General features: G+C 63.4%; 11 protein-coding genes and 2 riboswitches. Of the genes, 1 reads left to right on the top strand and 10 read right to left on the bottom strand.

Annotated elements, in window-relative coordinates; all coding sequences use genetic code 11:
* Positions 1-6 precede the first annotated feature (6 nt).
* From AAZU54_RS02200 to AAZU54_RS02170, 7 genes are all read right to left on the bottom strand, one after another.
* The gene (locus AAZU54_RS02200; RefSeq protein WP_434726453.1) at positions 7-1,353 is read right to left on the bottom strand and encodes an OprD family porin; all 1,347 of its coding nucleotides are present in this window, start codon (positions 1,351-1,353) and stop codon (positions 7-9) included.
* Positions 1,350-1,790 (bottom strand): pseudoazurin, encoded by a 441-nt coding sequence (locus AAZU54_RS02195; protein WP_186553388.1) that lies wholly within the window; start codon positions 1,788-1,790, stop codon positions 1,350-1,352. The genes AAZU54_RS02200 and AAZU54_RS02195 overlap by 4 nt, the downstream gene beginning before the upstream one ends.
* A gap of 17 nt (positions 1,791-1,807) precedes the next feature.
* Positions 1,808-2,596: an ABC transporter ATP-binding protein gene (locus AAZU54_RS02190; RefSeq protein ID WP_186553387.1), complete on the bottom strand. Its 789-nt coding sequence runs from the start codon at positions 2,594-2,596 to the stop codon at positions 1,808-1,810.
* Positions 2,593-3,609: a FecCD family ABC transporter permease gene (locus AAZU54_RS02185; protein WP_186553386.1), complete on the bottom strand. Its 1,017-nt coding sequence runs from the start codon at positions 3,607-3,609 to the stop codon at positions 2,593-2,595. The genes AAZU54_RS02190 and AAZU54_RS02185 overlap by 4 nt, the downstream gene beginning before the upstream one ends.
* A complete protein-coding gene (locus tag AAZU54_RS02180) occupies positions 3,606-4,619 on the bottom strand; it encodes an ABC transporter substrate-binding protein (RefSeq protein WP_186553385.1) in 1,014 nt (337 codons plus the stop codon). The genes AAZU54_RS02185 and AAZU54_RS02180 overlap by 4 nt, the downstream gene beginning before the upstream one ends.
* A gap of 127 nt (positions 4,620-4,746) precedes the next feature.
* Positions 4,747-4,947: riboswitch (cobalamin riboswitch) on the bottom strand.
* 27 nt (positions 4,948-4,974) lie between these two features.
* The gene (locus AAZU54_RS02175; protein WP_434726452.1) at positions 4,975-6,141 is read right to left on the bottom strand and encodes a DUF1624 domain-containing protein; all 1,167 of its coding nucleotides are present in this window, start codon (positions 6,139-6,141) and stop codon (positions 4,975-4,977) included.
* A gap of 204 nt (positions 6,142-6,345) precedes the next feature.
* Positions 6,346-8,472 carry a TonB-dependent receptor gene (locus AAZU54_RS02170; protein ID WP_434726451.1) on the bottom strand — a complete coding sequence of 709 codons (2,127 nt, stop codon included), beginning with the start codon at positions 8,470-8,472 and terminating at the stop codon, positions 6,346-6,348.
* A 113-nt stretch (positions 8,473-8,585) separates the two neighbouring features.
* Positions 8,586-8,790: riboswitch (cobalamin riboswitch) on the bottom strand.
* A 161-nt stretch (positions 8,791-8,951) separates the two neighbouring features.
* On the opposite strand from AAZU54_RS02170, the gene AAZU54_RS02165 reads away from it, so the two are divergent.
* On the top strand, positions 8,952-9,698 hold the full coding sequence (locus AAZU54_RS02165; RefSeq protein WP_186553382.1) for an outer membrane beta-barrel protein: 747 nt from the start codon (positions 8,952-8,954) through the stop codon (positions 9,696-9,698).
* Positions 9,699-9,940: 242 nt separating this feature from the next.
* Here the strand turns inward: AAZU54_RS02165 and AAZU54_RS02160 are convergent, their stop codons facing one another.
* From AAZU54_RS02160 to lpxO, 3 genes are all read right to left on the bottom strand, one after another.
* Complete coding sequence (locus tag AAZU54_RS02160) at positions 9,941-10,510, bottom strand: GNAT family N-acetyltransferase (protein WP_264234512.1); 570 nt, start codon at positions 10,508-10,510, stop codon at positions 9,941-9,943.
* Positions 10,511-10,589: 79 nt separating this feature from the next.
* Entirely contained in the window at positions 10,590-10,934 is a 345-nt protein-coding gene (locus AAZU54_RS02155; RefSeq protein WP_392465008.1) for a carboxymuconolactone decarboxylase family protein, read from the bottom strand.
* Positions 10,935-11,087: 153 nt separating this feature from the next.
* On the bottom strand, positions 11,088-11,987 hold the full coding sequence (lpxO, locus tag AAZU54_RS02150; protein ID WP_434726450.1) for a lipid A hydroxylase LpxO: 900 nt from the start codon (positions 11,985-11,987) through the stop codon (positions 11,088-11,090).
* Positions 11,988-12,190: the final 203 nt, after the last annotated feature.

Genomic DNA, 12,190 nt, shown 5'->3' with positions numbered 1-12,190 from the left:
TGCGCTTCAGAACCCACCCGTCAAAGGGAACTCGACCGCCAAGCGAATCTGATCGGCATCCAGCTCGGCTTGCGCGGTATTGCCCCGATGCATGTTGTGACGCAGCGAGAAGGCAGTGCCTTTGACCTTGCCGCTTTGCACTACGTAGCGCGCTTCCAGATCACGCTCCCAGTGCTTGCCGCCCTTGCCATAGCCCAGGTACGCATAGCCGCCATGCTGATCGACATGGCTGCCATCGATATCGAAGCCGCGTACATACAGCGCGGTCAGGTTCAGCCCGGGCACGCCATAGGCGCCCATGTTCAGGTCATACCGCGCCTGCCACGACTTCTCGTTGGGGGCGTTGAAGTCGGACAGCTGCACGGCGTTGCTGATGAAGATCGCGCCGCGGGTGACATAGTCGAACGGGGTGTTGCCATCGACCTGCTGCCAACCGAGGCTGAAGCCGTGCGGCCCGTGGTTGTAGCGCGAGACCAGGCTCCAGGTGGTGTTGTCAATCTGCCCGGAGAGGGCTTTGCCGGTGTCGCTGGTGCGGTACAGGTTGAGATCCAGGCTCAGGCTGCGCCGATCATCCAGGGCATGGCTGAGGGTGCTGCCCAGGTAGTGTTGGTTCCAGCTGTCCTCATAGCGCGAAGTGTAGAGACTGGCGCTGACTGCGCTGCTCGGGTTCCACACCGCACCGGCCAGGTCGAAGCTGTTGCCCTTGCGTGCATTGGAATAATTCACCACGAAGCCTTGATTGTGACTGGAGGCGTTGCGGTCGGTACTTTCGGTGAAATGCCCGGCGACCAGCTTGAGGGTGTCGATCTCGTTGCTGGTAAGGAACAGTCCGGTCGCGGTCTCGGGCAGCAGGCGACTGTCCGAGGAGCTGAAAACGGGCGTCTTGACTCGCTGCTCGCCATAGGACAGCACTGTGTTGGACAGGCGCAGCTTGAGCGCCGCGCCGCCACGGCTGTACTCGTTCTTCGGGTGGCCCTGATTGTCCACGCCCAGCAGGCGCGCTTTGCCGGCGCGGCCGCCGCCGCTGTCGAGCTGCACGCCGAGGTAGGCATGGGCATCGACGCCGACGCCGATCAGGCCTTGGGTGAAGCCGGACTGCACGCTGCCCATCAGGCCGTAGGCCCATTCCTCGGCTTTACCGTTGCGTTCGCTGCGCGGCTTGTAGGCGTTGCGCGCGCTGCTGTTGCTGCCCCCATGACGGTAGTCGCGCTGGTCGAACACGCTGCGGTTGAGCAGGCTCCAGGTGCTGTCTTGGACAAAGCCGTTGGACTGCGACTGGGCAGACTCAGCCGCGGCCAGGGCGCTGATGCCCAGCCAGGGCAGCGCCAGGGTCATGCGTAGCAAAGGGCTCATTGACCAGCCTCCAGTTTCTCCAGTTGCACCTGCAGGCGGGCTTTGGCGCGGGCGGGGAGGTTGTCTGGCAGCGACTGAGTATGCCCGGTCGGCTCGCCGACCTGGATCAGCATGACCATGCCCATGGCCAGGTGTGGAATGCACTGGATGCCGTACAGCCCCGGTACCCTGAAGGTCTGCTCGACGGGCTGGTTGAGCTTGCTCTTGAACGGCTCGGCACCGGTGGGCAGCAGGGTGGCGATGCTGGCTGCGTTGTGCCCGTTCTGCGTAGGCAAGAAGCGCACGCTGTCGCCCGGCGCGATGCGCAGATGGTCCGGCTCGTAGACCATTGCGCCGTCGGCGCCACGGTTGAGCATTTTCACTTCATGGACTTCAGCCAAGGCCTGCGGGGCGAGCAGGGCGCTAGAAAGCAGCAGGGCAAACGGGCGCAACAGCATAGCGAGAACTTCCAGGTTCAGGGGGCGCGAAAGCGCAGGATGCGCGCGCCGTCGTAAGGGTCGGTGAGGTAGTGGGCGTGCACGCCAAAGGTGCTCAGCAGACGCTCAGGGGTGAGCACCTCAAGTGGCTTGCCAAGCGCGACCAGACGGCCCTGGTCGAGCACTGCCAGACGGTCGCAAGTCAGTGCCTGGTTGAGATCGTGCAGCGCGACCAGGGTCGTTACCTGCAGCGCCTGCACCTGTTGCAACAGGCTCAACTGGTGCTGGATATCCAGGTGGTTGGTCGGCTCGTCGAGCAAAAGCACCTGCGGTCGTTGCGCCAAGGCGCGGGCGATGTGCACGCGCTGACGCTCACCACCCGACAGGCTATGCCAGAGCCGCTCGCGCAAGTGCAGCGCATCGAGGTTGAGCAAGGCCTGTTCGACGATGCTGCGGTCGTCTTTAGAGAACGGCGCGAGGGCCGACAACCACGGCGTGCGGCCGAGGGCCACGGCATCGTAGACGCTGATGGCGTCGCTGGTGTCGGCTTGTTGCTCGACCAGGGCCAGGCCCTGTGCAACCCGGCGCCGGGGCATCTGCGCCAGGGGCTCGCCAAGCAATTGCACCGTGCCGCTACTGGGTTTGAGCAAGCCGGCCAGAAGTTTGAGCAGGGTCGACTTGCCCGAACCGTTGGGGCCGACCACGCCCAGGGTTTCGCCAGGGATCACTGCCAGGTCGATGTCTTGCAGCACCGTGCGCCCGCCCAGGCGCAAACTGAGGCCCAGGCAGGACAACGGCGCCACCTGCAAGGCTGTCATTATCGTCATGGGCGCCCCCTGCGGCTGACCAGAATCAACGCGAACACCGGCGCGCCAATCAGCGCCGTGACCACGCCCACCGGGATCACCTGGCCGCTGATCAGCGTGCGCGAAAGGATATCGGCGCTGATCAGAAACAGCGCCCCGCCCAGGGCACTGGCTGGCAGCAGGCGGCTATGCCCGGGGCCAAGCAGCAGGCGCAGGGCATGCGGGATGACCAGCCCGACAAAGCCGATGGCGCCGACGATCGACACCATCACTGCGGTCACCAGTGCTGCGCAGCTGATCAGCAGCAATTGCGTGCGCCGGACCGGGACGCCCAGCGAGGCAGCCGAGTCGGCGCCGAAGGTGAACGCGTCCAAGGCGCGCCGATGCCACAAGCACACCGCCAGCCCCAGCAGGGCGACTGGCAACGCCAGCCACACCGAAGGCCAGCGCACACCGCTTAAGTTGCCCAGCAGCCAGAACAGAATGCCCCGCGCCTGTTCAGCGGTTGCCGACTTGGTAATGAGAAATGCCGTCAGCGCGCTGAACAGCTGCGAGCCTGCGATACCGGCAAGAATCACCTGGGCGTTGCTGCTAGTGGGGCCACTGGCACGCGACAGCAGCAAGACCAGGCCAAAGGCGGCGAGGGCGCCGATAAAGGCGCCACCGGACATCGTCAGCGCCGCACCGCCCAGACCGAGCAGGCCGACTGCCACCGCGCCGGTCGAGGCCCCGGCCGACAGACCCAGCAAATAGGGTTCGGCCAGCGGGTTGCGCAGCAATGCCTGGAGAATCACCCCGCAGGTTGCCAGCCCGGCGCCGCACGCCGCGGCGACCAGGGTGCGGGTGAGGCGATAGTTCCAGATGATGCCGGCATCGATCGGGTCGACCGGGTAGCCCGCGCTCCACAACTGGTTGGCCAGCACCTGATAGACCACGCTTGGCGACAATGGCGTCTCACCGATGGCGATGCCCGCCAACAGGGCCGCGACCAGCGCGGCCAGGGCCAGGGCGGTGTAGGGCAGCAGGCGGATCATGGTTGCGCGGCTTTACCGGAGGCGAAGGCGCTAGACAGGGTTTCCAGGCCACGGAACAGGCGAATACCGGCCTGCATGGCGTCGGCGTCGAGAACGACGATCCGCCCTTGCTTGACCGCATCCATGTTCTGCGTGACCGGGTCGTTGCGCAAGAACTCCAGTTTTTTCTGGTAGTCATCGGCTGGGAAGCGGCGACGGTCCATGCGCGCGATGATCAGCCAGGTCGGGTTGGCCTTGGCCAGGGTTTCCCAGCCGACCGTGGGCCACTCTTCGGTGGACTCGACCACATTGCGCACACCCAGGGTTTGCAGCATGAAGTCGGCCACGCCTTGGCGACCGGCGACGTACGGGTCGATATCCAGGTCGGCACTGGAGAACCAGAACAGCGCCGAGGTGTGCGACAGGTCCTTGCCGGCCAACTGCTGCTTGGCGTTGTCCAGGCGCGCCTTGAGTTCGGCATTCAGTGCGCTGCCGCGCGCTTGCACGTCGAAGATCTCGGCCAGCTGGCTGACGCTCTTGTAGATGCTGTCGATCTGGAACGGTTGCAGGCGGGTGCCGTCGGCGCCGACCAGGTTGTCCTTGCCTTCGCAATCGGAGGGCAACAGGTAGGTGGGAATGTTCAGCTCAGCAAATTGCTCACGGGTGCCGACCACGCCCTGGGCGCCGACCATCCACTCGAATTGTACCGCCACCAGTTGCGGGCGCTTGCCGACCACGGCCTCGAAGCTTGGGTCGTTGTCAGCCAGGCGCTCGACCTTGTCGTTCTGCGCTTTGTACTCAGGCAGGACATTGTTGAACCACAGCGAAGTGCCGGCCAATTTTTCGCCCAAGCCCAATGCGTAGAGCATCTCGGTGCCCGCCTGGCCGATGGTCACGGCACGCTCGGGGGCCTGGGCAAAGGTCTGCGGCGCGCCACAGTTGTCGACCGTCAACGGGTAGTGGGTGGCGGCGGCTTGGGCCAGACCGGTCAGACTCAGGCCGGCGAGCAGGGCGGCGAAACGAGGCAGCATGATGGGGCGATCTCCTATCGAACAGTTCACGGAATGAACGCACGGACAGGCATCGCCGAGCCCGTTGCGCAAGGCAACAGGCCACACCCTGGCAAGGGTGGAGATGACCATCCCGGACACCCCGCCGGTTGGAATATGTAGGCCGGCAGGTCTCCTGACTGGTGCGTCTGCGCCCCGCTCCAGCCTTCCCGGATCAGCGGATCCAGTGGCATCGATGGAGCGGGCTCGGCACCTACAGTTGCGGGGGCAGTTCCAGTTGGCCTGCATCAGGGCAGGCCGGGGATTCCCTATTATTTCCGTGGTGGAAACCGGCGGGCGGCATGGTAGACCATCAGGCCGCCGGGTGAAACGCTTTTCACAGGTACTTGAGCCAGGCGATGTCGCGCCGGCGCGCCTTGAGCCGGGCGAACCAGCGCACTGGCAAGTACAGCGAGACCGCCAGCAGCAGCGCTGCCAGCCACACCGCGCCGATGCTGTCGAAGCCGAAGTAGTCGCCGTGGTTCAGGCCAAACAGGGCCACGCTGGCCAGGTACAGCAGCTTGAGCACGTACAGGTGCAGCAGGTAGAAGAACATCGGTGCGGCGCCGAACACCGCCAGGACACTGATCCAGCGTGCCTGCCCGGCGCGCTCGAAACCACGCAACAGCAGCAGGCCGGCGCCCAGGGTCAGGGTCAGGAACAACAGCGACGGTGGGTACTTGGTGATGTTGAAGAAGCTCATCAGCGTTTGCGTCAGCGTCGGGTAGCTGCTCCACGGCGCTTCGCCATAGCCGTTGAGCATGCGCAGCACGAGAAAGCCCAGCAGGGCCAACGCACCGGCCAGCAACAACCGGTGCTGACGCTCGCCAGCATCGCTGGCGCGGGTGAACCATGGGCCCAGGCCATAGCCGAGGGCGATTACCCCGATCCACGGCAGAACCGGGTACGAGGTGCGCAGGCGCAGGCTGTCAGAGAACTCCAGCCAGCCGCGGTCATGCAGGATCGCCCACGGCACATGCATCCACGACCCTGGCGCGAAGTGCAGGCCGTCGAGCAGGTTGTGCCCGGCGACGATCGCCGCGCCCAGGGCGATCAGGGCAGGGCGTGGCAGCCAGACCAGCAGCGACAGGGCGATCATGCTCACACCAATGGCCCAGATCACCTGCATGTAGATCACGCTGGGTGGCAGCTGGAAGGTCCAGGCGAAGTTGACCAGGGTGAACTCCAGCACCACCAGGAACAGCCCGCGCTTGAACAGGAACGCCGAGACATCGCCCCGGCCCTGGTATTTTTCGCCATACAGCCAGGCGGAAAGACCGGTCAGCAGGACGAACACCGGCGCGCACAGATGAGCCAGGGTCCGGCTGAAGAACAGCGATGGGTCGGTGGCGTCGATGGCCATGGGGTCGCTGACCTGGCGATGTAGGAAGAAGGTTTCACGCACGTGATCCAGGAGCATGAACACGATTACCAGGCCGCGCAGGGCATCGATGCTTTGCAGGCGCTGGGTGAGCAGGGTGGGGGTGGCGCTGGCGCTTGTCATGGGAGGGGTCGCAGGCAGGAATGGATATCAAATGAAACGTTATCTTATAACTATTCGATTTGCGAGTGATAGGGATTTTTGTGCGGGCCTGGTGTTGGTGAGATGCGACAGGCGCTATCGCGGGCAAGCCTGCTCCTACAGGGCCAACGGCGCCCTCTGCAGGAGCAGGCTTGCCCGCGATGACGTCAGCACTGCCTCAATCGATCAGAAGCTGTAATCCACCGTCGCAAAGTACGAGCGCGGCGCCCCCAGCAACCACTGCTCGCCACTGTACGCCGACACCACATAATCGCGGTTGAACAGGTTGTTCAGCTGCAACCCCAGGCGCACATCCGGCAGCACCTGCCAGCCCAGGTTGGCATCGACCACGGTATACCCCGGGATGCGCTTGCTATTGGCCGTGTCGGCATACCGCGCATCGACATAACGCAGGCCAACACCGGCATCCAGCGCCTGCCCAAAGCCTTTGCTCAACCACACATTGGCGCTGCGCCGTGGCACGTTGTCCGGGCGGTTGCCACTGCGGTCCACCGCCACCCCTGCGACCACTTCATCGAAGTCATCGAACTTGGCGCGTACCAGCGAGGCGTTGGCCGAGACATGCCATTGGTTGGCCAAGGCCAGTTCCACGCTGGCTTCCAGACCGTTCGAACTTTGTTGGCCAGCCTGTTGTGGCTCGTGGGTGATCGGGTTGTCGACCAACAGCTTCTTCTTGACGATGTGATACGCCGCCAAGGTCCACTCACCGCGGCCGTCCCAGAAGCGCTGCTTGAGGCCCAGCTCGGTTTGCTTGGACTCGGTCAGGTCGTAGTCCATCTGCGTCGGGCTGAGGCTCACCAGGTTGTTCACGCCGTCCTCGCTGGTGGAGTACTGGCCATACAGCGACAGGTCGTCGGTGACGGCGAACACCAAGCCTGCGCGCCAGTTGCCGCCATTGAGGCTGCGGTCGCTGCGGCTGCCATCGAGCAGGTTGTCGCGGTCGATGTGGTTCTGGTCGCGGCGAATCCCGCTGACCAACGACAGGCGCTCGGTCAGCTGGGTGCGGTTCTCGGCGAACAGGGCGAAGGTGTGGGTGGTGCTGTGAGTGCGCGGGCGCAGCGGGCTTTGGCTGTCGAACCAGCCGGGCGCTGGGTCCCATGGGTCGATGTAGTCGCCGCCGATGTCGTTGTAGGGGGCATTGTTGGTGAGCTTGAAGCGGATCTTGTTGTACTCGGCGCCGACCACGGTCTTGCTGGCCAGGCCGAACAGCGAGTGGTCGAAGGTGAAGCTCTGGCGATCGCCGATCTGCTCCTGATTGTGCTTGATCTCAAGAAAACCATTGCGCAGCAGCTGGCCTTGGGCTGCGTCCCAGTTGTAGTTCTCGGCATTGCGCCAGTGTCGACGGCTCTTGATGTAGTACAGCTGGTTGCTGGCGCTGACGTTGTCGCTGAGGGTCCACTCGGTGTTCAGGCGGGTCCACTCATCGTGGTAGCGCAGCACATCGTTGCGCACGTTGTAGTTTTTCTTGCGCAGGCTGTCGCGGTAATGACCGTCGATCAAGGGCGTGCCGAAGTAGTTCATCGGCTCGGCATCGCCGCGCTCGTGGGCGAGGGTGAAGCTCAAATCGTCCGTGGCATCGAAGCGCAGCGCGGCGCTCAGGGCCAGGTTGCGCGAGTCGCCGCGGTCGACGTAACCGTTGCCCTGCTGTTGGTTCAGGGTCATCCGATAGCTCAGGCGTTGGCTCAGGCTGCCGCCGCTGTCCAGGCCAAGCTGGGTGCGGTCCCAGGAGCCATAGCCCAGGCGCAGGTGATTGCGGATCTCGCCTGCGAAGGGTTTTTTCGGCATCACGTTGACCACCGCACCGGTGGCGCCTTCACCGTAGAGCACCGAGGCAGGGCCACGAATCACGTCGATACGCTCGACCATCCACGGATCGACCGGGAAGGTCTGGGTGCCTGCGCCGGTATACAGCCGGGCACCGTCGAACAGGGTCATTACCGAGCCGTGGCCGGTAAAGCCGCGTGCCGAGAGCGCGGTGCCGCCATCGCCTGGGTTGCCGATGAAGGTGATGCCGGGCGAACGGCTGACGGCGTCTTGCACGGTGAGGTTGCTGTGTTGCTGGATCTGTTCGGCGCTGATGCTGCTGGTGCTGGCCGGGGTTTCCAGGGCGCTCAGGCCCAGGCGTGAGCCTGCTTGGGTCGGCGTGGCCAGGTCGACGCGCGGTTCGTCGTGCACGTCGGTGATCGCTGTCGAAGGCAGGGCCAGCACTGCGCGTTGAGGTTCATCGGCCAGGGCCGGAAGGGAAACGGCCAGGCAGGCCGCCAGGGTGTGAAGCTTGCTTGTACGGGACATGTCGTTCCACTGCTGCAGGAAGAAATGGTTCCCGGTGGAAACAACGCAAAGACGAGCACGCACGGGCGCAGGCGCGCACGCGCAAACCGGCCTGCGCCCGCCCACCGCGGGTTTGCCAACTGAAGCTTCAGGCCGGTCTCCGGGCTTGCGAGGATCAAGAAACCTTCACCTTCCCATGCATGCGCACAGTGGTCTGTCGAAGATTTCGCTCGCTTACCGTTGCGGGGGCAGCGCCGGACTTGTCGTGAACACGACGCACCGGCTTCCCGTTTCACCCTGCGCACGGCGGCGCAGGACACCTGAAACTGGCGCGCATCTGACCACCGAATGCAGGGGGCGTCAACGCAGCGCAGTAGGAAATTTCTGTGATGGGACGCAGGCTTATGAGTTTTTACTGATTTTTTTTCGAACTTTTCACATTCAGCGTGCCTCGAAGCGAGCGATTCCCATCAACATTCACGTCATGGAGACTTCCGCGAATGTCCACCCGTAATCTGCTGCGTCACTCTTGCCTGCTTGCCCTGTTGGGCGCTCCCCTGGCGGCCTCTGCCGCGCCAAGCACCGATCCACTGTTCACCTTCGGTGTGCTGGGTAGCTACGACAAGTTCAAGTATGAGGGCGGCTCGCAGTCCGAGACCGATCACCTGGGCCAGGGCGGTGTGTTCGCCAACTTCGGCAACAAGATGACCGCTGAATCCGGCTTGATCTATCAGGTTGGCGCCGAGGCCAAATATGGCAAGAAGAACGACAACAAGCTCAAGGAAGCCCAGATCGACCTCGACCTGGGTTGGCGCGCCGCGCTGGATGCGCGCAACTTCGTAGACATCACCGTCGGCGGTGGCTATGACTGGTCGCGCTTTGAGCCTGAGCTCAACGACCTGGACACCGAGCTGACCTACAAGTCGCCGTTCGCCAAGGCTGCGCTGGGCTACAACCATCAGTTTGATGCCGCGACCCTGCGCGTTGAAGTGGGCGCACGGCACACGATCGATGGCCGCGCCAAGCTCAAGGTGGATGATTTTGGCAGCGACACCGTCGACATGAAGGACCGCACCAATCCGTATGCCGAGGTCAGCCTGCTGATGAACCAGCAAGGCGGCATGCCGATCTATGCCGGGGTTTACTACACCCGCACCGAGTACAAGCTCGATGAGGATTCGCCGGTAGCCGATAACACCAAGCTCAAGCGCGATGAGTTTGGTGTCAAGGTAGGTCTGGCGTTCTGAGTTAGGCGTCAGGTAGCTGTTGCCTGTACCGGCCTCTTCGCGGGCAAGCCCGCTCCCACAGGGTTCACCGCAAGCCCTGTGGAAGTGGGCTAACCCGAGAAGAAGCCAGACCCACAAGGTTCACAAGCCCTGTGGAAGTGGGCTAACCCGAGAAGAGGCCAGACCCACAAGGTTCACCACCAACCCTGTGGGAGCGGGCTTGCCCGCGAAGAGGCCGGTACAGACAGCGCAAAATGCTGCTGTTAGCGTCCGCGCCGCCGCGACACCCGCGCCTCGATATTCTTGCGCCCGATCAACAGCGCAGGCTTCTCCACCACCGGCTCGTCGGCCAGCCATTTGTACATCACCAAACAATCCACCAACCCCAGCCGGGCATGCCGATAGGCCTTGGGCAGGCGCCCGACCGTTTCGAACCCCAGCGTGTGCCAGAGCGCCACGGCCACCTCGTTAGTGGCCACCACCGAGTTGAACTGCAGGGCGAGAAAACCTTCTTGGCGCGCCAACTTCTGCGAGTGCTCGCACATCAGCTTGGCCACCCCGCGCCCGCGTGCTGCCGGGCAGACCATGTAGCCGCAATTGCCCACGTGCGCGCCGGGGCCAGCGGCGTTGGCCTTGAGAAAGTACGACCCGAGCAACTCACCGTCCTGTTCTGCCACCAACGTGCGCAGGGGCAGCTCCAGCCACAACTGGCGTGCCTGTTCGGCGCTCAGCTGCGGGTCGTAGGCATAGGTCTCGCGGGCTTGGACGATGCTCTGGAAAGTCGGCCAGAAGCGCTCGAAGTCTTCCGGGGTCATGGGGCGGATGTGAATCATGGCGGTTCCTGCGCAGGCTTGGCCGCCAAGTCTGGTGGGCGCAGCGTCGCCGCGCAAGGGCGGCGACGCTGGCTGGGGTTTACTCGCTGAGCTTGCCCACCGCATCCAGCGCGCGCGCCGAGTAGACCAGCGCCGCCCCTGCGTTCATCGCCACCGCCACGCCCAGCGCCTCGGCGATCTCCTCGCGGCTGGCGCCGTGCTTGACGGCCTGTTGCGAATGCACCGCGATACAGCCGTCGCAGCGGGTAGTCACGGCCACGGCCAGGGAGATCAGTTCGCGGGTCTTGGCGTCCAGGTGGTTGGTCTTGGCCCCGGCACCGCTGGCGGTCATGTAGCCGGCCACGGTATCGGGCGACAGTTGCTTGAGATCGCCGATGCCGGCCATCAGCTGCTTACGGTAGGCGTCCCAGTCCATCATGCTCATTGTCTTCACCTTGTGGGGTTTACGGCAGGAGCTTTCAGGCTAGTCGAATGTGCGCGGCGAGGAGGGGGGAAGATGGTCGGAAAAAACTACGACTTACGAACCTGTCGACACCGTGGGAGCGTCTGAGTTGGCTCCCACGTTGCCCAGCAGGGTTCAGATGTAGATGAACAGCAACAGCAATGCTGCCACCACTGCCCATTTCTCCAGGTAGTAGCGCATGCGATTACGCTTTTTCAGCGCCTTGCCGCGTTCACGGATCTTGTAGATGCGGGTGAACAGGCGGTTGATGCCGCCAGTCTTGTCATTGGCATTGTTGGGCGCCGCAGCAGCGGCCATGACGTTGCGGCTGAACCAGCGATTGAACGCGGTCGCCCAACGGTACTTGAGCGGCCGCTCGACGTCGCAGAACAGGATGATCCGGTTGTGCTCGGTGGTGTTGGCGGCGTAATGGATGTAGGTCTCGTCGAACACTACTGCCTCGCCATCGCGCCAGGAATACTTCTCGCCGTCCACGTCGATGTAGCAGCCATCGTCGTTCGGCGTGTCCAGGCCCAGGTGGTAGCGGTACGAGCCGGCATACGGGTCGCGGTGGCGCACCAGCTTGGCGCCGGGCGGCAGGGTGGCGAACATCGCCGCTTTAACCGTGCCGATACCCTGCAGCAGCTCGGTGGTCCGTGGGCACAGGTTCATAGCCGAGGGGTGGCTCTCGCCATACCACTTCAGGTAGAAGCGCTTCCAACCGGTCTTGAAGAACGAGTTGAAACCGACATCGTCATAGTTATCGGACTTCTTGATCTCGCCCACGTGCAGCAACTGCTGGGCTTCCTCGCGGATTTCCTGCCAATGGTCCTTGAGCGGTTGCAGCTCGGGGAACGCTTCCACCGGCAGGTAAGGCTTGGCCGGGTGCTTGGAGAACAGGTACAGGAAGCTGTTGACCGGAGCCAGGAAACTTGAGTGATCGCCCAGTTGGCGAGTCAACTTGTGTCGTACCCGACCGCGTAGGTGAACATAGGCGATCGAGAGAACGAAGATCAGTACGAGTGCAATTTTCATGAACGGATACTTGTCGAAAATGGCCATGCGCCATGGCGTAAGCGCGCCAGCATAAACAATCGTCGTAGGACTTTGTACCTCTTGTTACATCCAATCGGGGTGACTTTGGTGCAATGGCCTACCGATTGCGCAAACGTTTCAACTGGTTTTTTGCCGATTTATAGACTAGGGAAGCGGTACACTCAGGTTCGCCTTCACCCATC

Origin of the sequence: Pseudomonas sp. Je.1.5.c, assembly GCF_051129895.1 — a bacterium.
Lineage (GTDB): Bacteria > Pseudomonadota > Gammaproteobacteria > Pseudomonadales > Pseudomonadaceae > Aquipseudomonas > Aquipseudomonas urmiensis.
The sequence above is the reverse complement of the archived record's forward strand: the minus strand, read 5'-3'. Positions and strand labels throughout refer to the sequence as shown.

What these genes read in the sequence shown, in the direction of transcription:
- AAZU54_RS02200 (WP_434726453.1), bottom strand. Translation starts at nt 1,353, where the DNA reads ATGAGCCCTTTGCTACGCATGACCCTGGCGCTGCCCTGGCTGGGCATC.
- AAZU54_RS02195 (WP_186553388.1), bottom strand. Translation starts at nt 1,790, where the DNA reads ATGCTGTTGCGCCCGTTTGCCCTGCTGCTTTCTAGCGCCCTGCTCGCC.
- AAZU54_RS02190 (WP_186553387.1), bottom strand. Translation starts at nt 2,596, where the DNA reads ATGACGATAATGACAGCCTTGCAGGTGGCGCCGTTGTCCTGCCTGGGC.
- AAZU54_RS02185 (WP_186553386.1), bottom strand. Translation starts at nt 3,609, where the DNA reads ATGATCCGCCTGCTGCCCTACACCGCCCTGGCCCTGGCCGCGCTGGTC.
- AAZU54_RS02180 (WP_186553385.1), bottom strand. Translation starts at nt 4,619, where the DNA reads ATGCTGCCTCGTTTCGCCGCCCTGCTCGCCGGCCTGAGTCTGACCGGT.
- AAZU54_RS02175 (WP_434726452.1), bottom strand. Translation starts at nt 6,141, where the DNA reads ATGACAAGCGCCAGCGCCACCCCCACCCTGCTCACCCAGCGCCTGCAA.
- AAZU54_RS02170 (WP_434726451.1), bottom strand. Translation starts at nt 8,472, where the DNA reads ATGTCCCGTACAAGCAAGCTTCACACCCTGGCGGCCTGCCTGGCCGTT.
- AAZU54_RS02165 (WP_186553382.1), top strand. Translation starts at nt 8,952, where the DNA reads ATGTCCACCCGTAATCTGCTGCGTCACTCTTGCCTGCTTGCCCTGTTG.
- AAZU54_RS02160 (WP_264234512.1), bottom strand. Translation starts at nt 10,510, where the DNA reads ATGATTCACATCCGCCCCATGACCCCGGAAGACTTCGAGCGCTTCTGG.
- AAZU54_RS02155 (WP_392465008.1), bottom strand. Translation starts at nt 10,934, where the DNA reads ATGAGCATGATGGACTGGGACGCCTACCGTAAGCAGCTGATGGCCGGC.
- lpxO (WP_434726450.1), bottom strand. Translation starts at nt 11,987, where the DNA reads ATGAAAATTGCACTCGTACTGATCTTCGTTCTCTCGATCGCCTATGTT.